The 21,385-nt window shown below is 42.0% G+C and carries 21 protein-coding genes and 1 other annotated feature; of the genes, 14 read left to right on the top strand and 7 right to left on the bottom strand.

All coding sequences use genetic code 11. The features are described 5' to 3' along the window. Positions 1 to 3 precede the first annotated feature (3 nt). On the bottom strand, positions 4 to 2,484 hold the full coding sequence (locus FYJ75_RS03730) for a purple acid phosphatase family protein (RefSeq protein ID WP_154428991.1): 2,481 nt from the start codon (positions 2,482 to 2,484) through the stop codon (positions 4 to 6). A 186-nt stretch (positions 2,485 to 2,670) separates the two neighbouring features. Here FYJ75_RS03730 and FYJ75_RS03735 point away from each other — a divergent pair, with 186 nt between their 5' ends. Continuing rightward, the gene (locus FYJ75_RS03735) at positions 2,671 to 3,825 is read left to right on the top strand and encodes an SLC13 family permease (protein ID WP_154428993.1); all 1,155 of its coding nucleotides are present in this window, start codon (positions 2,671 to 2,673) and stop codon (positions 3,823 to 3,825) included. Positions 3,826 to 3,836: 11 nt separating this feature from the next. Here FYJ75_RS03735 and FYJ75_RS03740 read toward each other — a convergent pair whose 3' ends face one another. Next, on the bottom strand, positions 3,837 to 4,622 hold the full coding sequence (locus FYJ75_RS03740; RefSeq protein ID WP_154428995.1) for a DeoR/GlpR family DNA-binding transcription regulator: 786 nt from the start codon (positions 4,620 to 4,622) through the stop codon (positions 3,837 to 3,839). Between the two features lie 219 nt (positions 4,623 to 4,841). Between FYJ75_RS03740 and fsa the strand changes: the two genes are divergently transcribed. Further along, a complete protein-coding gene (fsa, locus tag FYJ75_RS03745; RefSeq protein WP_154428997.1) occupies positions 4,842 to 5,495 on the top strand; it encodes a fructose-6-phosphate aldolase in 654 nt (217 codons plus the stop codon). Positions 5,496 to 5,589: 94 nt separating this feature from the next. Further along, positions 5,590 to 6,189, top strand: a complete 600-nt coding sequence (gene thrH, locus FYJ75_RS03750) for a bifunctional phosphoserine phosphatase/homoserine phosphotransferase ThrH (RefSeq protein WP_154428999.1) — start codon at positions 5,590 to 5,592, stop codon at positions 6,187 to 6,189. Positions 6,190 to 6,195: 6 nt separating this feature from the next. Here the strand turns inward: thrH and FYJ75_RS03755 are convergent, their stop codons facing one another. Continuing rightward, positions 6,196 to 7,554, bottom strand: a complete 1,359-nt coding sequence (locus FYJ75_RS03755; RefSeq protein WP_154429001.1) for an MATE family efflux transporter — start codon at positions 7,552 to 7,554, stop codon at positions 6,196 to 6,198. Positions 7,555 to 7,775: 221 nt separating this feature from the next. Here FYJ75_RS03755 and FYJ75_RS03760 point away from each other — a divergent pair, with 221 nt between their 5' ends. The 6 genes from FYJ75_RS03760 to FYJ75_RS03785 all read left to right on the top strand — a co-directional run bounded on the left by FYJ75_RS03760 (position 7,776) and on the right by FYJ75_RS03785 (position 11,091). Beyond that, a complete protein-coding gene (locus tag FYJ75_RS03760; protein WP_154429003.1) occupies positions 7,776 to 8,417 on the top strand; it encodes a MerR family transcriptional regulator in 642 nt (213 codons plus the stop codon). Next, a complete protein-coding gene (locus tag FYJ75_RS03765; protein ID WP_154429005.1) occupies positions 8,398 to 8,715 on the top strand; it encodes a YbjQ family protein in 318 nt (105 codons plus the stop codon). Before FYJ75_RS03760 ends, FYJ75_RS03765 begins: the two co-directional genes overlap by 20 nt. Before the next feature lie 116 nt (positions 8,716 to 8,831). Further along, positions 8,832 to 9,137, top strand: a complete 306-nt coding sequence (locus tag FYJ75_RS03770) for a nucleotidyltransferase family protein (RefSeq protein WP_154429007.1) — start codon at positions 8,832 to 8,834, stop codon at positions 9,135 to 9,137. Next, positions 9,124 to 9,531, top strand: coding sequence for an HI0074 family nucleotidyltransferase substrate-binding subunit (locus FYJ75_RS03775; protein ID WP_154429009.1), 408 nt, complete (start codon positions 9,124 to 9,126; stop codon positions 9,529 to 9,531). The genes FYJ75_RS03770 and FYJ75_RS03775 overlap by 14 nt, the downstream gene beginning before the upstream one ends. 369 nt (positions 9,532 to 9,900) lie before the next feature. Next, entirely contained in the window at positions 9,901 to 10,287 is a 387-nt protein-coding gene (locus FYJ75_RS03780) for a C-GCAxxG-C-C family protein (RefSeq protein WP_154429011.1), read from the top strand. 15 nt (positions 10,288 to 10,302) lie between these two features. After that, positions 10,303 to 11,091 (top strand): DUF134 domain-containing protein, encoded by a 789-nt coding sequence (locus FYJ75_RS03785; protein WP_154429013.1) that lies wholly within the window; start codon positions 10,303 to 10,305, stop codon positions 11,089 to 11,091. 109 nt (positions 11,092 to 11,200) lie between these two features. Here the strand turns inward: FYJ75_RS03785 and FYJ75_RS03790 are convergent, their stop codons facing one another. Together FYJ75_RS03790 and pckA are read right to left on the bottom strand one after the other, a co-directional pair. Further along, on the bottom strand, positions 11,201 to 11,677 hold the full coding sequence (locus FYJ75_RS03790) for a hypothetical protein (protein WP_154429015.1): 477 nt from the start codon (positions 11,675 to 11,677) through the stop codon (positions 11,201 to 11,203). Positions 11,678 to 11,909: 232 nt separating this feature from the next. Then, a complete protein-coding gene (pckA, locus tag FYJ75_RS03795; RefSeq protein ID WP_154429017.1) occupies positions 11,910 to 13,514 on the bottom strand; it encodes a phosphoenolpyruvate carboxykinase (ATP) in 1,605 nt (534 codons plus the stop codon). Positions 13,515 to 13,765: 251 nt separating this feature from the next. Here pckA and FYJ75_RS03800 point away from each other — a divergent pair, with 251 nt between their 5' ends. Beyond that, positions 13,766 to 14,593: a pyridoxamine kinase gene (locus FYJ75_RS03800; RefSeq protein WP_154429019.1), complete on the top strand. Its 828-nt coding sequence runs from the start codon at positions 13,766 to 13,768 to the stop codon at positions 14,591 to 14,593. A gap of 4 nt (positions 14,594 to 14,597) precedes the next feature. Here the strand turns inward: FYJ75_RS03800 and xth are convergent, their stop codons facing one another. Both xth and FYJ75_RS03810 read right to left on the bottom strand, forming a co-directional pair. Beyond that, positions 14,598 to 15,353 carry an exodeoxyribonuclease III gene (xth, locus tag FYJ75_RS03805; RefSeq protein WP_154429021.1) on the bottom strand — a complete coding sequence of 252 codons (756 nt, stop codon included), beginning with the start codon at positions 15,351 to 15,353 and terminating at the stop codon, positions 14,598 to 14,600. 57 nt (positions 15,354 to 15,410) lie between these two features. After that, entirely contained in the window at positions 15,411 to 16,031 is a 621-nt protein-coding gene (locus tag FYJ75_RS03810; RefSeq protein WP_154429023.1) for a GDSL-type esterase/lipase family protein, read from the bottom strand. Positions 16,032 to 16,389: 358 nt separating this feature from the next. Here FYJ75_RS03810 and FYJ75_RS03815 point away from each other — a divergent pair, with 358 nt between their 5' ends. The 4 genes from FYJ75_RS03815 (at position 16,390) to trxA (ending at position 21,358) form a co-directional block, all read left to right on the top strand. Continuing rightward, complete coding sequence (locus FYJ75_RS03815) at positions 16,390 to 17,832, top strand: carbon starvation CstA family protein (protein ID WP_154429024.1); 1,443 nt, start codon at positions 16,390 to 16,392, stop codon at positions 17,830 to 17,832. An 88-nt stretch (positions 17,833 to 17,920) separates the two neighbouring features. Then, positions 17,921 to 18,931 (top strand): prepilin peptidase, encoded by a 1,011-nt coding sequence (locus FYJ75_RS03820; protein ID WP_154429026.1) that lies wholly within the window; start codon positions 17,921 to 17,923, stop codon positions 18,929 to 18,931. Between the two features lie 41 nt (positions 18,932 to 18,972). Continuing rightward, positions 18,973 to 19,215 (top strand) — a binding site (T-box leader). 49 nt (positions 19,216 to 19,264) lie between these two features. Further along, positions 19,265 to 21,007 (top strand): proline--tRNA ligase, encoded by a 1,743-nt coding sequence (locus FYJ75_RS03825; protein WP_154429028.1) that lies wholly within the window; start codon positions 19,265 to 19,267, stop codon positions 21,005 to 21,007. A 39-nt stretch (positions 21,008 to 21,046) separates the two neighbouring features. Beyond that, on the top strand, positions 21,047 to 21,358 hold the full coding sequence (trxA, locus tag FYJ75_RS03830; protein WP_154429030.1) for a thioredoxin: 312 nt from the start codon (positions 21,047 to 21,049) through the stop codon (positions 21,356 to 21,358). Positions 21,359 to 21,385: the final 27 nt, after the last annotated feature.

Raw genomic sequence — 21,385 nt, forward strand, 5'->3', positions numbered from 1 at the left:
AAATTAATAGTCTCTTTTCTTATTGTTTTTTCTGCGGGAGAAAATGCTTGCTCCAAGCACAGCCATTCCTGCAATGCATACGATTGTCCAGATAGCTGCGTTTTGATTGTCGCCAGTCTGGACAGAAGTTGTTTTTCCATTTGCAGCAGTAGTTACTTTTGCAAAAGCAAAGGTACTGAAGTGATCTGTTTCAAAAACAAGTTTCTGGTCTTTTACGGAAGCAGTACATTCTATCAGATTGTCATTGTCAACACGATATACTTTAACAGTTTCGTTATTTCCAAGGCTAAAAGGAAGATCCATAGTGATCTGAACGGTTCCATCCAGCTGATGAAGTTCTGTTGTTTTGTCTGTCAGGTTTAGCTCGTATAAAACAACATCAGTCACACCGGAAATTTTGGAGGTGACCAGTGATCTGACCTGTGCAATTTTGGATGTATCTGAGATTTTAGATGAGGAAAATACAACATTTTCCGGTAAAATTCCATTGGTATCTTTCAAAGTGATTTTGGCATCAGAGCTGCTTGTGACAGATGTTCCGGTAGCAAGCTTTTTCGTGGAAGCTGCTGTAGCGTCAGATTTTCCAGATGTATCAGAAGTTTTTGCAGAGCCTGATGCTCCAGTCGTGTCCGTCGTTTCAGAATCATCGGCTGTGCCAACTACGGAAGTTTTGTCATCGGTGATGTCTTTCTTTGAGTCAGAAGGTTTTTTCTGCAATCCGCTTCTTGCACTGCTTAATTTCTCAAGTGCAAGATTGATTTCAGCCTGTGTAGATTTTTCATTTAAGTCTTCGGCTTTTTTCAGTGCATCAAGAAGTGCATTCCAGCTGTCTGAGGTATAATCTTTCTCCGTAATGGTTCCATTTGCAATTTCGTCTTGAATAGCTGTTACTTTTGCGTCCAGTTCGGATCTGTCGGCAGTTTTTACGATAGTAAGTGTATCGTCGATCTTGCTGTCGTTGTTTGTGCGGTACGTATTGATGGTCATGGAAGTTTCGGTAACATTAATCAGAGAATAAGTAGGTACATCTTCCTGCCATCTGTTTGCAATATAAGACTGCTGACGTGGTACAAGGTCATAATATTTACTACCGGATGAACTGCCTGCAGTCAGGTAAAGAATACCGGAAGGATTGATTGCATACGAAGTACTGTCATCGGTGATGTTATCTTTATCCATAATGGAATTCAGATATTCCAGATATGCCTGTTCGGATGAGTCTGTCGTATCATCTTTAATGTTCTGTGGGGCGGTATAAATAGTTCCTTCGCCACTGTAATTTACATCTTTTTCAAGCATTGCCTTAAAATCTTTCTTGTTGTAAGTTACTTCTTTGACCTCAGAATCAGCTTTTAAGAATTTACTTCTGGAGTATGCATGATCGTGACCGGTCAGAACAACATCGACACCATATTTTTCAAAAGTTGGGGTGAGGGCATAACGCAGGTTTACGATTTCCGGTTCATTGGAATGTTCAGCAGAACCATAGATATCCTGATGCAGTGTTACAACTTTCCATTTGCAGTCTGAATTTTTTGAAATTGTATTCTGAATGAATTCGATGTGCTCTGCAGAGTTGGTATCCTGTGTGTTCAGCATCATGAATAAGACATCTCCGTAGGTGAAATAGTAATCACCGCCAACCGTTCCATTATCACCTAAATTGCTAAGGTTCGGAACGTTAAAGTGGTATTGGTAGTTGGCGTTATCGGCATCATGATTTCCGACTGTTGTAGCGACTGGAAGTGCAGTCAGTGCTTCCGGAGAAAGGTATCCGGCGTATTCAATCTCACTGGTTGTTGTACTTTTTCCAGGTGCTTTTTTGGCAGTGGTCTGAATCTGATCGCCGGCTGATACAACAAAATCAGATCCGGCTTGTTGAATTTTATTGAGTGTCTGTGACCAGTTGTAGCTGTCACTGGCAACGGCATTGCTTTGTGCATTATAGAATTCTTCGGTGTCAGATCCTTTTAATTCATTGGAAGAACCAATCTGTGGATCGCCAACAAATGCAAAAGTGAATTTATCCGATGTCCCGGTCTGGAATGAATGGACAGGTTTTCCGGCTACCTGGTAATAGTAGGTTGTTCCAGGTTGAAGGCCTGTGAGCACAGCCTTATTACTTGTATAGGAAGTACCATTTTTGTCGGTCTGCTTTGTGTCAACAGACGTAATTTCAACGTTTTTTCCATCGCTGAGGTCAGAATTCTGTCCGTAAACGAGAGAGGTTTCTTCATTGGTTTTAGAATACCATGCAAAATCCATGGATGTTTCATCTGATCCAGGTGTCATGGAAACCTGTGTCCAGTCCGTACTAAGCCCATTTTCCCAGTTATTTGTTTTCCAGTTGGTAAATGCTTCTCCATATGCCTTTGCTGCATCTGTGCTGCCATCTGGTGCTGCACCGGCAAATGCAAGAGCACTTGGTGCGATAATCAATGTTGCTGCGAGAAAAGCAGTGAAAATTCTGTTTCTCTTTTTCATACTCATTTTCCTCCGTGTTGTAATGATTTGTATAAACAGGAGAGATTATAACGCACGTTTGTAAAATCCACGTCATGGTACTGTTAATTGTGGATAAAATTTAGGTGTTGTCATATTTGAGTTGAAAGCCACCATTCAGTCGAATATAATGATACCGTAATTATGAATGCAATAGGAAATGGTAATATGAAAAAATTGATGTTATTTATAAAAAGGGAGATCGTGCTTTCAATTGCGATCGTGCTGGCAGTGGTTTCTGCAATTTGGGTTCATCCGGATGCGCAGTATCCTGGGTATATAGATTATCGGACGCTTGCAGTCTTATTCTGCCTGATGACAGTTGTGGCAGGTTTTCGGAAACTGGGATTTTTTGATCTTCTGGCAGAAAAACTGCTGGCACGAACTAAGACAGTGACGGGGGTTGCGTTTGTTCTTGTTTTTCTCTGCTTCTTTTTGTCCATGGTGATTACGAATGATGTTGCGCTGATTACGTTTGTCCCATTCACAATCACGATCATGCATAAAATGGAAGAAAAATTGAGAAGAAAATGGATGCTTCGTGTGATCGTTATTCAGACACTGGCAGCGAATCTGGGCAGTATGTTCACACCAATTGGAAATCCACAGAATCTGTATCTTTTCGGAATGTCGGATGATACAGCGGTTGCGTTCTTAAGGCTGATGTTTCCATATACGCTGGTTTCAGGAATCCTTCTTGCGGGATGGATCATTTTATGTGTCGCTGGTAGTGGAAAAAATTACGAAAAAACTGAGATTAAGATCACTGAGAAAACAGATCGGAAAAGACACTTCAACATGGGAAAATATGCAGCCTGTGCAACGTTGCTTTTCATCAGTCTTCTGGCTGTTGGAAGAATCCTGCCTTATGAGATTCCGCTTGGTTGTGTACTGATCTACACATTGTTATGCGAACGGAGTCTTCTGAAAGAGGTGGATTATTCTTTGCTTGGTACATTTGCTGCATTATTTATATTTATCGGGAATCTCGGACGAATGCAGGGGGTGCATGATCTTTTGCAGCAGATGGTGAACGGACGAGAAGTACTGACCGCGATTGTGGCAAGTCAGTTCATGAGCAATGTGCCGGCTGCAATCCTGCTATCCGGGTTTACGGATCAGATCAAGGCGCTCATAATCGGAACGGATCTTGGGGGACTTGGCACATTGATTGCATCTATGGCGAGTCTGATCAGTTTTAAATATGCAGCAGGAGAAAAGGAGATAAAAACAGGCAGATATATAGTTGTGTTTACAATCGCAAATATTGTATTTTTACTGGTTTTACTCGGATTATATTCGGCAATTAGCCAGACCGCGTGAAATTTACAGGGTTATTCAGCAATCACAAGGTCGATTCCGGCTTTTTCATAAACTTCTCTTGTATTTTGCGATAAATGGTTGTCGGTGATCACAAGATTCAGATCGTCAAGTGAAGCATAGCTGGAGATCGAAGTGGTATCAAACTTGGTATGATCGATCAGAGCAATAGTTTTCGCAGAAGCTTTGATACACATCCGCTTCAGATCCGCTTCATAGATACTGAAATCTGTCAGTCCGTTTTCCAGCGAAAATCCTCTTGCAGATACGAAGGCAATATCTGTATGGATCTTGCGAAGAAGATCCTCTCCAAGCAGTCCTTCAATAGAGGAAGAGGCGGAAGTTACGATTCCACCGGTCAGAATTACTGTAATTCCCGGAACATCTTTCAGTGCAAGTGCAAGATTAATGCCGTTTGTGATGACGGTCAGTTCCGTGAAGCCGGTCAGCTTCATTCCGAGGGTATATGCGGTAGAACTTGCGTCGAGAAAGATGCACATGTGGTCACGCACCAGTTTTACAGCCTCGGAAGCGATGGCTTCTTTTTCCGGCTGATTTTCCAAAGCTCTTTCATCAAAAAAATAAGCTCTTCCGGTCAGATCTTTCTTATCACCGGAACGATCCCGGTAAATAGCTCCGCCATGTGTTTTGGTCAGGAGCTTTTCTTTATCCATCTGGTTCAGATCGGTGCGTATGGTGGTTGCCGACACTCCAAGCAGTTCGCTCAGTTCGTTCGTTGTAGCCTTTCTGTTTTTCTCCAGGTAGTTTAAAATCTGTTGTTGGCGTTCTAATTGCAGCATATCTCCAGACTCCATTCTATAAAATGCATTTACATATATATTCATATTGTAAAGCATATCTGTGATTTAATCCAGCAAAAAATAAGGAAGAAAAACAAATGAACTTTTATTTACTTTCGAATGCTTTTATTTACTTTTGAAACGTCTTGCATATGCTTATGATAAGTGTTATATTGTGATTGTAGAATAAAGGAAAATAAATAAACGGAGGTATATGAAATGAAATTTTTCGTGGATACAGCAAATGTTGAGGACATTAAGAAAGCAAATGACATGGGAGTAATTTGTGGCGTGACAACCAATCCATCCCTGATTGCCAAAGAAGGCAGAGACTTCACAGAGGTTATTAAAGAGATTGCATCGATCGTAGATGGACCGATCAGTGGTGAGGTAAAGGCAACAACTGTGGATGCGGATGGAATGATCAAAGAGGGACGTGAGATCGCAGCAATTCATCCGAATATGGTTGTAAAAATCCCTATGACCGTGGAAGGTCTGAAAGCTGTTAAAGTTCTTTCCGCAGAAGGAATCAAAACAAACGTTACATTGATCTTCAGTGCAAACCAGGCAATTCTTGCAGCAAATGCAGGTGCAACTTATGTATCACCCTTCCTTGGAAGATTAGATGACATCAGCCAGCCTGGAATTGAACTTATCCGTCAGATTGCAGATATTTTTGACATTTATGGATATGAAACAGAGATTATAGCTGCATCTATCCGTAATCCAATCCATGTAACAGATTGCGCTCTTGCAGGTGCGGATATTGCAACAATTCCTTATAAAGTCATTGAGCAGATGACCAAACATCCGTTAACAGATCAGGGAATTGAGAAATTCCAGGCAGATTATAAAGCTGTTTTTGGAGAATAATTTTATAAATTGACAACATTAACGCAATAAAGTGTTTGAATTCGAGGCAGGTTGTGCTACAATGATGAACAAAGCTGTTGAGGAGGAAATACATATGAATATTGTATGCTTAGATTTAGAAGGCGTTCTTGTTCCGGAGATCTGGATCGCGTTTGCCGAAGAGAGTGGAATTCCGGAGTTAAAGAGAACTACAAGAGATGAGCCGGATTATGATAAGCTGATGAAATGGAGACTTGGCATTTTAAAAGAGCACGGCCTTGGATTAAAGGAGATTCAGGAGACAATTGCAAAAATTGATCCGATTCCTGGAGCAAAGGAATTTTTAGATGAACTCCGTAGTATGACACAGGTAATCATTATCAGCGATACATTCACCCAGTTTGCAGGACCGCTAATGAAGAAACTCGGCTGGCCGACAATCTTCTGTAATACACTGGAGGTTGCTCCGGATGGAGAGATTACTGGATTTAAAATGCGTATTGAGAACTCCAAACTCACAACCGTGAAAGCATTACAGTCGATCGGATATGAGACAATTGCAAGTGGAGACAGCCATAATGATCTTGGAATGATCCGCGCAAGTAAGGCAGGTTTCCTGTTTAAGAGCACTGATCAGATCAAGAAGGATAACCCGGATCTGCCTGCATATGAGACTTATGATGAACTGATGGCAGCAATTAAGGCTGCACTGTAATTTGCATTAACCTATATTCTTAGGGTACAGCTTACGGAGGAGAAGTACGTAAGCTGTGATCATGATAGCACCTGTGATAACCCAGGAAATTGGGTAGATCAGAATCAGAACCCAGAACTTATGGATCGTGCGGCAGACTGTTGAGATCCAGATCAGGCGCAGTACACAGGAACCGAATACTGTAATCAGTGCAGGAGACAAAGAATGCCCAAGACCACGCATAGCACCGGCGCTGATCTCATAGGTTGAGGTCAGAAGCTCTAAAGTGGTGGCGATGAAGAGTCTCTGTCTGGCAAATTCTAAAACAGCAGGATCTGTCGAGTATAATTGCAGGAAGAAGCCATTGCCGAGAACAAAGACGGCAGACAGCATTCCGCAGAATACCACTGAAAAGATCATAGCGGTACGATATATTTTTTTACAGCGGTCATATTCACCGGCACCAAAATTCTGGCTGGTGAATGTGACCGTTGTTTGTGCAAATGCATTTACAACAAAATATGCAAAAAATTCATAGTTTAATGCAGCAGCAGATCCCGCAACGGCATTGGAACCAAAGCTGTTGATCGAACTTTGAATGCAGACATTTGCAATGGAGAACACCATTCCCTGAAGTCCGGCAGGAACACCGATCTGTAAGATTTTTTTCAGCTCAGGCAGATGAATGGAAAGCTTATGAAAACTCAGACGGATCGGCGGTTCTTCGTGCATAAGGATATAGAGAATAATCCCGGAGCTTACCATATTGGAAACGACCGTAGCGATTGCAACACCGGATACACCAAGATGAAAAACGATAACAAGGATCAGATTCAGCACGGTATTGATGATGCCGGCAGCAATCAGTGCATAAAGAGGTCGTTTGCTGTCTCCTGTGCTGCGGAGAATAGAAGAACCGAAATCATAGAGCATGATAAAAGGCATTCCAAGAAAATAAATCCGCAGGTATAAGACAGCAAGATCGATCACGTCCTCAGGAGTTCCCATCAAAGTCAGGACAGGACGGGCGATAAACTGTCCGAGCATCAGTACGAAAAGTCCGCTTGCAATTGCAACGAGAATTGCAGTATGGATGGCAGCATGGATACTATCCTCTTTTTTCTGACCAATATAATGTGCGATCACGACGTTGGAACCAAGTGAGATTCCAACGAACAGGTTGATCATCAATGAGATAAGGGAACTGTTGCTTCCAACGGCTGCGAGCGCCTGGCTGCTTGCAAAACGGCCGACAACGGCAGTATCGACGGAATTAAACAGCTGCTGAAGAATACTGCTGGCTGCGAGTGGCAGTGCAAAGATCAATATTTTATCCCAAAGAGAACCATGGAGCATGTCCATGGAATTTTTTTTATTTGTAATCATATGAAATTACTTCTTTCTATGTCAGATGTGGTCTGATTATTTGCCTGAACTATTATAAGCGCTTTCGAAAGATTTTTCTATGATTTTTTATATGGAATTCAGGTATATCGGGAATTTTGAATTCATGGTATGATAAAAATAACTTTTTTTGAAAAAAAGATTGACTTTCCACCTTGTGGAAGCTGTATAAAAAGGTCAGACACGAAGGAAGGAGCAGAAAAATGAAGATCAAGCAGGTAGAAGAACTGGTTGGCATTACAAGAAAAAATATCCGTTTTTACGAAGAACAGGGACTGCTTCAGGTAGAACGTGCAGAAAATGGATATCGTGAATACGGACTGAAAGATGTGGACCGGCTTTTGGAGATCCGTCTTTTGCGTAAACTTTCAATTCCAATCGAAGATATGAGACAGATGTTTGATGGAAAGAAAAGCCTGAGAGACTGTCTGGAATATCAGTTGGAGGAATTGGAACGCGAGAAGAAGAATCTGACACAGGTGCAGAATTTTTGTCAGGAGATGCTGGATCAGGGAACCTCGCTGGAACATTTGGATGCGGAAGCGTGTCTGGAACGAATGGAACAGTTGGAAAAGGAGGGAACCAGTTTTATGGATATCAAAAGAACGGACATTCATAAGAAAAAGATTCTGGGCGCTGTGCTTGGCGGCGGTATTATGATCGTAATTATGATTTTTACGATCGCAATTCTGCTATGGGCAAACTCAGAAGACCCGATTCCAATCGGCTGGCTATTATTTATGGTTGCAATTCCTGTCGCAATTGGAATTGGAGTAGTTGTTGCATTGGTAAAACGAGTAAAAGAAATCGAAGGAGGAGAAGAAGATGAAGCTTCTAAGTATTGAAACAATCCCAGGAACAGAGTATGAGGCACTGGGTATGGTAAAGGGAACCGTTGTACAGTCCAAGAATTTTGGAAAGGATTTTATGGCAGCCATGAAAACACTGGTTGGTGGAGAGATTGTTGGATATACCGAGATGTTAAATGAGGCACGCCAGATCGCAGTCAAAAGAATGGTGGATGAAGCCAAGGGACTTGGTGCAGATGCAGTTGTTGGAGTCCGCTATGGTTCTTCGCAGGTCATGAGTGGCGCGGCAGAAGTGATCGCTTATGGAACTGCTGTGAAATATATTACAAAATAACTACGAGAAAAGGGAAACTTTCATATTATCTTTGATTGCGTTCTTTGTTAAGGCTGGCGTATAATAAGAATATATTTTTATATTAGGAATACGCAAAACAGGAGCAGAAACAGATAATGAAGGGAAAAGAAGATCAGAACATACAAAACGTTTATCGACAAATCGCAGAAATATCGAAAAAGCACCATGCTCGAAAAGTGGTCTTGTTTGGATCACGTGCGCGTGGAAACAATCTGCCCAAAAGTGATATTGATCTGGCAATCTACGGATGCAAAGATTTTAAAAATTTGTCAGACAGTTTGAATGAAGATTTATGGTCACTTTTAAAACTGGATATTATAAATATGGAGGATAAATATTTATCTTCCGAATTGATTTCAGAGATAGAAAAGGATGGGATTGTATTGTATGAAAAAGTTTGATCAGTATAGCAGACATTTACAGGTGCTTTGCCGTGCGGAGCAGGAAGATATTACCAACGAATTTATCATAAGTGGGATTATTGACAAATTTTATATTCAGTTTGAGTTAGGTTGGAAAGTGTTAAAAGAATTATTGCGCTATGAGGGTGCAAATCAAACTGCAACAGGATCTCCGAGAGAAATTATTAAGACGGCATATGCGTATTTTGATTTTATAGAAGAGAATATATGGCTGGAGATGTTGCGCGATCGAAATGATACAACACACATTTACAATGAAGAAGCAGCACAGCAACTGGTCAAAAAAATTCTGCATCGGTATATTGGGGTATTTGTCACGTTGGAACAACATATTCGAGAACGGTATGAGAATGAAGTTCTGGAAAAGCTGTGAGAAAGAGTCTTTCGCTATATGTGAGAGTCTTGGAATTGCTTTTACGTAAAAGATGTTGATACATCATATGTTGAGGTTTATTGCAAGAAATAAAAGGGATGGTGGAATTAATCTTTGCAATTTTCAGAACGAACTTCCACCAATATACTTACGCATGCGGTGAATCGGCTTATGCAGCAGGATAATGCAGAACAGATGAAAGGAAAACAGAAATCAATCATTCCACAGGATGCGAGAAGCAGAATTTGTGACTGGATAGAAAACGCCATTATTGACATATGTCAATAATGGCGTTATACTGTTTCTGGAATAATTGAGAAAAATCATCAGATGGTCGTAAGACCATATACAGAAGAAAGAAGGGGTAGAATGATTTCAAGAGCAGAGGAAGCTGCACAGAAGAAACAGTCTGGCTGCTATAACTGCGCACAGGCGGTTGCATGTACCTATTGTGATCTCATTGGGGTAGACGAGGAGACGATGCGTAATCTGACTCAGGCTTTTGCAGTGGGCATGGGTACGATGGAAGGCAGTTGTGGAGCCCTGACCGGGGCTGCAATGATACTTGGAATGAAGAACAAGAATCCAGGCAAGACAATGCAGGATATCCGTGCCATGATGACGGAATTTAAGAACCAGAACGGATCTGTGATCTGTAAGGAATTAAAAGGAATCGGAACCGGAAAAGTTCTGCGGGAATGCAATGACTGTGTACGTGATGCAGCACTTTTGCTGGAAAAGGCGCTGGAACAGTAGGAGACAGGAGGTAACATGGCGAGACCGGCGAAGAAACGGCGTGTCTGCGAGGAACCTTTATGCCGCAGGTTTGTACCGCAGACTGCATGGAGCAACGAAGACAGGGTAATTCTTACCGTGGACGAGTATGAGAGTATCCGTCTGATCGATTATGAAGGACTGACACAGGAAGAATGTGCAGAGCAGATGAATCTTGTCAGAACAAGTATTACCGCGATCTATGCAAGTGCCAGGAAGAAAGTGGCAGACAGCATTGTAAACGGCAGGGAACTTTGTATACAGGGCGGCAATTATGAACTGTGTAATGGCAATCTGAATTGTTGTAGACAACGGTTGAAAAGTGGCAACAGATGCCTTGGAAAAATGAAAGATGAGTGGAGGAAAAGAAGAATGGTAATAGCAGTAACCTATGACAATGGACAGGTGTTTCAGCATTTTGGACATAGTGAGTATTTTAAAATCTATCAGGTGGAAGACGGAAAAATCTTAAAGTCAGAAGTGTACGATACGAATGGACAGGGACATGGAGCGCTGGCTGGATTTTTGCATGAATATTCAGTTGATGTTCTGATCTGTGGTGGAATTGGCGGTGGCGCAAGAAATGCGCTGGCACAGATGGGAATTGAACTATTCCCTGGAGTGACAGGAGCTGCGGATGATGCGGTGAAAGCATTGATCGAAGGTAATTTGTCCTATGATCCGGATACGATGTGTTCTCATCACAGTGGAGAACACAACTGTGGTGAGCATGATCATTCCTGCGGAGAACATGAGCACAACTGTGGCGGACATACCTGCGGTTGAGCGGAATAATACTGGATTAGATGGATATCGGCAGGCTGATAAAAATGCATGGCAAACAGAGCAGTATATAAAATATGTTCTGTGAGCCATGCATTTTATTGTCTGCGGTTTAGTAAGGTGCGCGGCAATGTCTGTTCGAGCCATCGGAGCAGAAATCGCAGAGAACCTTATTAATACAAATATGGCAGATATCACCATCGCGGTCCTTTACACGGATTACGTGTGTGGATACCCACTGGTAATGATCCCCCTGTCCCTTCTGATAAAGTTTGACATACACTTCTTTTCGCCCCTGGGCAAACTGGCGCAGTAACCGTTCTCTTGAAAAGTTTTCCATAAATGCCTTCTGGTAATTTGGGTGGATATTTTCCACACCAAGATCGATCAGATCATCATATTTTCCAGTCATCGGAAGATTATTTGCAAGAAATCCGTCCTGTTTGATCATGGTATATCTGTTTTTCGTCAGATTTACAGACACGATCATTGGAAAAGCTTCGGATACTGCTTCAAAAACGGACAATACTTCGTCAATTGTAATGCCGTTCAGCGATTCAAATTCCTGAGCTGATGCTGCATTTTTCATCTCATGTACCTCCAATAAGTATACCTCTCCCCGTTCCCTTATACTACAATTATAGTTTTTATGACAAAATATAACAATAGACAGAAGTAGAGTTTTGTTAATAAAATGCAGAATAAATTAATAAAAATGCAAAAACAATCAAATAGAATAAAAAAGATACAAAAAAGGACAACCCCGGAGTAAGGAGTTGTCCTTTTGCATAGGACTGGCAATCCAGTCAGAATGATTGAAATTAAGCCTGTGGTCCAGCTGAAACTAAAGCTTTACCAGCAGCGTTTCCTTCGTATTTAGCGAAGTTCTTAACGAAACGATCAGCAAGGTCTTTTGCTTTTACTTCCCACTCAGAAGCATCTTTGTATGTATCGCGTGGGTCAAGGATTGCTGGATCAACTCCTGGAAGTTCTGTAGGAACTTCGAAGTTGAAGTATGGAATCTTCTTAGTAGGAGCATTTTTGATGTCTCCGTTTAAGATTGCATCGATGATTCCACGTGTATCTTTGATAGAGATACGTTTTCCGGTTCCGTTCCATCCTGTGTTAACCAGGTATGCTTTAGCACCGCTCTTCTGCATTTTCTTAACGAGCTCTTCTGCATATTTTGTAGGATGAAGCTCTAAGAATGCCTGACCGAAGCAAGCAGAGAATGTAGGTGTTGGCTCAGTGATTCCACGCTCAGTACCAGCAAGTTTTGCTGTGAATCCTGACAGGAAGTAGTACTGTGTCTGCTCTGGTGTCAGAATAGATACTGGAGGAAGTACTCCGAATGCATCTGCAGATAAGAAGATAACGTTCTTAGCAGCTGGTGCAGATGAGATTGGACGTACGATATTTTTGATGTGATCGATTGGGTAAGAAACACGGGTGTTCTCGGTTACGCTCTTATCAGCGAAATCAATCTTGCCATCAGCATCAAGTGTTACGTTCTCAAGAAGAGCGTTACGTTTGATTGCATTGTAGATATCTGGCTCAGATTCTTTGTCAAGGTTGATAACTTTTGCGTAGCATCCACCTTCGAAGTTGAATACACCGTTGTCATCCCAGCCGTGCTCATCATCACCGATTAAGAGACGTTTTGGATCAGTAGAAAGTGTTGTCTTACCTGTTCCGGAAAGACCGAAGAAGATTGCTGTATTCTCTCCGTTTAAATCTGTGTTGGCAGAGCAGTGCATAGAAGCCATTCCTTTTAATGGGAGGAAGTAGTTCATCATAGAGAACATACCTTTCTTCATCTCTCCGCCGTACCATGTATTGATGATAACCTGCTCTTTGCTTGTAATGTTGAACATTACAGCTGTCTCAGAGTTTAATCCTAATTCTTTGTAGTTTGTAACTTTTGCTTTGGATGCATTGTAAACAACGAAATCCGGTTCGAAGTTCTCTAATTCCTCAGCGGTTGGTTTGATGAACATGTTTGTTACAAAGTGGGCCTGCCAAGCAACCTCAACGATGAAACGGATTGCCATACGTGTGTCTTTGTTTGCACCGCAGAATGCATCTACAACAAAAAGTCTTTTATTTGAAAGCTCCTTGATTGCAAGATCTTTTACAGCTGCCCATGCTTCCTGAGTTGCTGGATGGTTATCGTTTTTGTATTCATCAGATGTCCACCATACAGTATCTTTGGAATTCTCATCTACAACAATGTATTTGTCTTTTGGAGAACGACCTGTGTAGATACCAGTCATAACGTTAACTGCGCCAAGCTCGCTGACCTGACCTTTTTCATAGCCTTCCAGTGCTGGATTTGTCTCTTCCTCGAATAACATTTCGTAAGAAGGATTGTGAATTACTTCAGTTGCTCCGGAAATGCCATACTTGCTTAAATTGATTTCTGCCATTTTAATTACCTCGTTCCTTTCGTTGTGTAATAGAGTAATCACTTGCGAATGCAGACGTGAGATCTCTTTATCAAGAAGTGGAAAATTTTAACTTCCCTATCATGATTATACATGTATTCCATTTAAAATCAATAAAAAATCAATAAAAATTTTAATGTAGTAATGCGGAAAAGTATCAAAAAGCATTGAGTTCATGCAATCTGTGCAATATAATGATAGAAAATATGGATTGGACACAGAGGAAGGATTTTATGGAGAACCACAACAGACAGAAAAAGATTGCTTTAATCAACGATTTTACCGGATTTGGACGATGCTCCATTGCGGTGCAGCTGCCGATTATTTCGGCAATGAAAGTACAGTGCTGTGCTGTTCCAACCTCGATTTTTTCGAATCATTCCGGATATGAACATTTTTTCTATACGGATTATACTCCGGACATGCCGGCATATGTTGCGGAGTGGAAAAGGCTTGGTCTTCAGTTTGAAGGTATCTGCAGCGGATTTTTAGGATCTGCGGAGCAGATAGAGATTGTCAGCCGGTTTATTCAGGAGTTTCGAACGGAAAAGACAGTTGTGCTGATTGACCCGGTCATGGGAGACAACGGAAAAGCATATGCAACCTATACTGGGGAAATGTGCAGGAAAATGGCACGTCTTGTAAGTCTTGCGGACATTGTTATGCCGAATGTGACGGAGGCCTGTATTCTGACTGGAACGGATTACCGGGAGAAGTGGAGCGAAAAAGAGCTCCTTTTACTTGCAGAAAAAATCGCACAGATGGGGCCGGAGCGTGTGGTAATCACAGGAATCCAGCAGAAGAGTTATGTGGCGAATTTCTGCTATGAAAAGGGAAGGGATTATGAATTGATCCGGACAAAAAAGATTGGCAGTTCAAGACCTGGAACCGGAGACATTTTCTCTGCGATTATTGCAGCAGATGCGGTCAATCAAGTGGAATTTACCCAGTCGGTGCGAAAAGCATCACGTTTTATCAGACGTTGCATTGAAAAGTCGATCGAGATGGGACTTCCACTTGAGGATGGGGTATGTTTTGAGGAATTTCTACATACCTTATAGAGTTTTACAGATCAATTGTAAGTTCAACCGGGCAGTGATCCGAACCGGGGATATCGGTGTGGATGGCTGCTCCTTTTAATTTATCATCCAGCCGTCTGGAAGTGATGAAATAGTCAATGCGCCATCCGGCGTTCTTTTCACGTGCCTTAAAGCGGTATGACCACCAGGAATAAATCCCCTCTTTATCCGGGTAAAAATAGCGGAAAGTATCTGTGAAACCGGAATCCAGAAGAGTTGTCATTTTTGCGCGTTCTTCATCGGAAAATCCTGCATTTTTACGGTTCGTTTTAGGATTTTTTAAGTCGATCTCCGTGTGCGCAACATTCAGATCACCGCATAGAATCACCGGTTTTTTGGAATCTAACTGTTTTAAATAGGTAAGAAAGTCATCCTCCCACTGCATACGGTATGGAAGTCTTGCAAGTTCGTTCTGTGAGTTTGGCGTATAGCAGGTGACAAGATAAAAATTCTCATATTCCAATGTGATGACGCGTCCTTCTTTATCGTGTTCTTCGATTCCGAGTCCGTAGGAGACGTGAAGCGGTTCTTTTCTGGTAAAAACTGCAGTTCCGGAATATCCTTTTTTCAGGGCATAATTCCAGTACTGGTGGTAACCCGGAAGATCAAGGTCGATCTGCCCCTCCTGCAGCTTGGATTCCTGGATACAGAAAAAGTCAGCGTCCGTTTCTTTAAAATAATCAAGAAATCCTTTCTGGACACAGGCACGCAGTCCGTTTACATTCCATGAGATCAGTTTCATATTGGTCCCTCCCAAAAGTTGTTCATTTACGTGAAGTTTAGTAAAATTATATCCACTTTATGAGAGAAGTACAATCTTTTTATAAATTGCCTCAGCAAGCGCTGCGTGGCCTGCTTCGTCCAGATGTTCACGGTCTGTGACACTTGGCAGGGCATATGCGGAGGCATCAAGAAATTCTGCCTGGTGTTTCCTGGCAATTTTTTCATATTCTGCAGAGAGCTCCCGTGAAACAATCTCGGAGGAAGTATTGAATTCCGGATCAAATCCGGACTCGCCTACGCCATGTCCCAGATGAATTGGTGAAATAAGAAGAAGACGGAATGGCTGGGATGCGTTCTTTTTTGCCTTCTCAATAACCTGATCCAGTCCTCTTGCGATTGTACCTGCGGATGCACCGTAGCGGGATTTGCAGTCGTTGGTGCCAAGCATGATGACCAGAAGATCGACCGGGTTATGCATCTCGACGGTAATTCCGATCGTATCGAGACCGCGGCGGCCTTCGCGCAGTTCGTCCTGAAATACGGTAGTTCTTCCACACAGCCCCTCTGCAATGATCGGATGCTCGTGACCGAGCTTCTTTTGAAGAATGCCGGTCCAGCGGGTGTCTGCATCAAATCTGCCGGATCCGTCCGGCTTATATCCATATGTATTTGAATCTCCAAAGCATAAAATATTCATGTCCTGTCACCTTCCTTTGATTTAATTCCTATTAATCAGATATGATATGTATGATAATAACGGACAGAGGAGCGATTGTCAATGTTTTTTTGCACCGGATAAAATACAGAAAAGCTGTTGTTTTCAAAAACAGAAGCAGTATAATAGCCTTGAATTCAGAATAAATGTCAGGGAGGAAACGAATATAAAGAGTTTGATAATCAAATTATGGCTTATGACGAACGAAATAGAAACGTCAAATGAATGTATTGTAATAAATACACAAAAAAGCGATAAAAAATATTGTTTTTTAGAACAAAAGCGCTATAATAAATTTATGAAATATAAAAACTAATGTTTATGCATTGGAGGTGTTGTTATGATTAGTTTTTTTATTTGTCTGGCATTATTGATCGGTGGCTATTTTGTTTATGGTAAGGTTGTGGAGAATACCTTTGCACCAGATGACAGAGAGACACCGGCAGTAAGGATTAACGATGGCGTTGACTATGTAGTTATGCCGGAATGGAAACTTTTCCTTGTACAGCTCTTAAATATCGCTGGACTTGGACCAATCTTTGGCGCTATGCAGGGCGCACTTTGGGGACCGGTTGTATTCCTCTGGATCACATTCGGTACAATTTTTGCAGGTGGTGTACATGATTATTTCTCAGGTATGCTTTCTGAACGTAATGATGGTGCTTCTATTTCTGAGGTATGTGGAAAATACCTTGGCAATGCAATGAAGAACGTAATGCGTGTATTCAGTGTTGTTCTTCTTGTAATGGTAGGTACTGTATTTGCAGTCGGACCGGCTGGTCTGATCGTAACACTGTTTAAGAATGGTGGAGTTACAGGAATCGTTGCGAATACTGAGTTCTGGCTCTGGATCATTCTTCTGTATTACTTTATTGCAACATTTATTTCAATTGATAAGATCATCGGAAGAATTTACCCGATCTTCGGTATCTGCCTGATCATTATGGCAGTCGGAGTTATCATTGGTATTTTCACACATTCCGAATATTCAATTCCGGAGATCTGGAGCAACTTCCACAATATGCATCCGGAAGGCAAACCAATCTGGAGCTTCATGTTTATCACTGTAGCATGTGGCGCAATTTCCGGATTCCATTCTACACAGTCACCACTGATGGCTCGTTGTATGAAATCTGAGAAACAGGGACATTTCGTATTCTATGGTGCAATGGTTGCAGAAGGTGTGATCGCTCTGATCTGGGCTGCAGCAGGATGCGCTATTTACAAAGTTACCGGAGGCCTCAGCACCGGACTTAGCGAAGTCCTTGCAGGTGGACAGTCTGCAGCAATCTACGATGTATGTATCAAGACAATGGGCAGTGTTGGTGTAGCACTTGCAATGATCGGTGTTATCGCATGTCCGATCACATCCGGAGATACCGCATTCCGTAGTGCACGTCTGGTTCTGGCAGACTGGTTCAAGATCGACCAGGATAAAATGCAGAAACGTCTGATTCTGTGCGTTCCGCTTCTTGCAGTTGGCGCATTTGTCGGACATCTGGATTACGCAATCGTATGGAGATACTTCAGTTGGACAAACCAGACACTTGCAATGATCGTTCTCTGGACAGCAAGTATGTATCTGTATCGCGAGAAGAAGAATTACTGGATTACAGCAGTTCCTGCAACATTCATGAGTGCTGTATCTATGACATACTTCTTCTGTGCAGGAGAGTGTCTTGGACTTTCCACAACAATTGCATACCCGGTAGGAATCGTGCTTGCAGCACTGTTCCTTGGAATCTTTATCCATGCAACAAAGAAACCGGCAAAGAATGCATAAACTGACCAATGCCATCACAGACGGGAGTACCTGCCTGTGGTGGCATTGCCATTTAAAGACAGAGTAAAGACAGCAGGAGGGATTGCATATGATCTTTAAACCACAGAGGCTGGGAAATGTTTCCCTGGCAGATGACGAATTAAAAATGGACAAAAAGAACTGCAAAAAATTTGGACCTTGCGGAATCGGACAAAAAGCAATTTATCTGAACAGCTTTTATGTTGACCGCTGCTATTACATTCCAATGAAGAATGTAAAGCGGGTTTTCAAAAGGATTGCCATGAGCAAGGGCGGATTTACTGGTAAGGGCTCTTTTGGAACGCTTCCTTATCTTGTGGTGGAATATGACAATGGCAAAGAGAAACAGTGCAATTTCAAACATGAAGAAGACGTCGACAAACTGCTTGCCCATGTTGAGAAGAATTACCCTGACATCCCGCTCCATAGTAAAGAGGCGGAGCGGAAGCTTGCAGAGAAAGCTAGAAAACAAAAAGAAAAATATCGCAATGTCACACTTACGGAAGAAGCAGAGCATAGTATTCATACACTGGAGAATGCAGAAAAATATCTGCATAACAACTCAGATCTCTATCTGAATCTGAGCCAGTCTGCAAAAAAGAAAAGAGTGTATGATAGAAGTAATCCGGCATACAAATGGGTTGCACTCGCAATTACACTTATAGGAGTGGGGGCTCTTATATATGGCATTTATGCATTGACAACACATGCCGGATTTGGAATTTATTTCCTGTTATTTGGTCTTGCAGCCATCTTTCTGTTTTCCGGTGCAAGTGTACTTCCGACGGCACGTAATAACCGGAAAGCTGTGGAGAAACATCTGCTGGATTCGGTAGATGCCATGGAGAGTTATATCAGAACATATCCGGATTTCCCGGTGCCGGCATGTTATGCACATCCAATCGTTCTGAAACGTATGCAGGACATACTGAAAGAGGGACGTGCACAGACAATTCCGGAAGCGCTTGGAATCCTGAAAGATGACCTGAAAGCATTAAATTCCAGTGTGGTGGTTGAGCAGGAAGAGTATGATGAGGTCGTAGCAATCAAACCAATGTTTTTAGTTATGGATTATAAGTAGTGAATCCGCCTTGACTTTTCGGATAAATTGTGGTAGCTTTTTCTCAAACGTTGAACAGAAAAAGTACGTATCGGAAGCATTCAGAGAGAAGCCGGATGGTGTGAGGCTTTTGTGGACAGATAGGGAACCAGTCTGGGAGTCGTGGGATGAAGACAGAATCGGATTCTGGAGAAATCCTGCCGGAGGCCACCGTTATCAGAGGCAGTGTAAGTGATAGCTTACAGTTGAGAGCAGGCTAAGACCTGAAGTTAGGTGGTAACACGGATTGTATATTCGCCCTAAGCAGACAAGGAGAGATCCTTGCAGCTTAGGGCTTTTTTAATGGAGGTCATGATGAAAGTATCAAAATTAGTAGGACAAAGATTTAAGGAAAAACCGGCAGACTGCGTGATCGACAGCCATGCACTGATGATTCGTGGTGGTTACATGAAATATGTTGGAAACGGAATTTATTCTGAGTTCCCGACATTAAAGAGAATCACAGCAAAGATTGAAGCAATCATCCGCAAAGAGATGAACATGATCGATGGACAGGAAGTATTGTTTCCGGTCGTAATGCCGGCAGAACTCTGGGAAGAGTCAGGACGTTACGAAAGTGTTGGAAACGAACTTGTTCGTTTAAGAGACCGTAATGACGCAAAGCTCGTACTTGGAATGACACATGAGGAAGCAGCAGTACAGCTGGTGCGTGAATATGGACAGTCATACAACAAGTATCCGTTTATGATCTATCAGTTCCAGAGAAAATTCCGTGATGAGGCAAGACCAAGAGCCGGAATGATCCGTGTGCGTGAGTTCACAATGAAAGATGCATATTCATTCCATACATCACAGGAAGATCTCGAGAAATATTATGATGTCTGCTATCAGGCATATCATCGTATTTTCCAGAAAGCGGGAATTCCAGAGGTTATTTCGGTTGCATCAGATTCTGGTATGATGGGAGGAAGCGTATCCCATGAATACATGCTTTTAACACCGGTTGGAGAGGATTCGATCGTAATCTGTAATGAATGTGATTACCGAGCAAACATGGAAGCAGCAGAGAATATCGTAAAGAACGAGAGCAAGGGTGAACTGGAAGAATTACAATGTATTGAGACACCAAACTGCAAGACCATTGATGACGTATGCTGTTTCTTACATTCCGACGTAAAAAAATCCTGCAAAGCAGTTGTTTACCAGAAAAATGCAGATGACAGCTTTGTAGTTGCATTTGTACGTGGTGATTATGAAGTAAATGAGACCAAACTGCGTAATCTTGTTGGCGAGGATATTCATCCGGCAGAGATTACAGAAGATGCACCGCTTGTAGCCGGATATATCGGACCTTACAACATCTCAGATAAAGTTACCTTCTATTGCGACACAACATTAAAAGGACTGGATGCGATTGTAGCAGGTGCAAATAAAGAGGGATATCATTATACAGGGCTGAATCTGGAGCGTGATCTTGGAAATGTCGAGTACGTCGATATTGCCAAGGTAAAAGAGGGCAGTGTGTGCCCATGCTGTGGAAAACCTGCAATTACAATTAAAAGAGGTATCGAGGTTGGTAATATCTTCCAGCTTGGAACAAAATATACAAAAGCAATGAATATGCAGTACAGCGATGAAAACGGAGAACTGAAATACCCGGTTATGGGATGCTATGGTATTGGTGTAGGACGTATGGCTGCGTCTATCTGTGAGGCACATCATGATGAGTATGGTCCGATCTGGCCAATCTCAATTGCACCATGGGAAGTTGAAATCTGCTGTCTGCGCGTAGATGATGAAGAGACAAAAACAACTGCAGACAAGTTGTATAAAGATCTTCAGAATGCCGGTGTGGAAGTTATCTATGATGACCGTGATATCCGCCCGGGTGCAATGTTCTCAGAGGCAGATCTGATCGCAGCTCCGATCCGTGTTGTTGTAAGTCCGCGTAACCTCAAAGAATCTGCAGTGGAAATTGTGACAAGAGATAAGCGTGTAAAAGAAATGATTCCGGTGAATGAAGCATTTGATTTTGTGACAAACTTAAAAGAGAAGCTCTTTGCAGAGATTGAGTCAAAAGTAGAACCTTATAAATAAGAACTTCAGAATTAAAAATTTTCGAAGGGAGAAACAAATATGGTAAACAAAATTGTAAACAATGATTTTCAGGCTGTGAAAGCAAGCAAACTTGCTGTTGTCGATTTTTCTGCTGTATGGTGTGGCCCTTGTCAGATGCTGGCTCCTGTTTTAGAGGAGCTTTCTGACGAGATGGCAGGGGAGGCTGATTTCTTCAATGCTGACTCAGATGCAAACATGGAACTGGTAAGAGAATACCGTGTAACCAATATTCCAGCACTGTTCATTTTCAAAAATGGAGAAAAGGTTGCGCAGCAGGTTGGATTCCTGCCAAAAGAAAATCTGAAAAAATGGATCGAAGAAAATAAATAAAACAGAAACTTTCTCAGTAGTATTTTG

The organism is Roseburia porci, assembly GCF_009695765.1.
Taxonomy (GTDB): Bacteria; Bacillota; Clostridia; order Lachnospirales; family Lachnospiraceae; genus Roseburia; species Roseburia porci.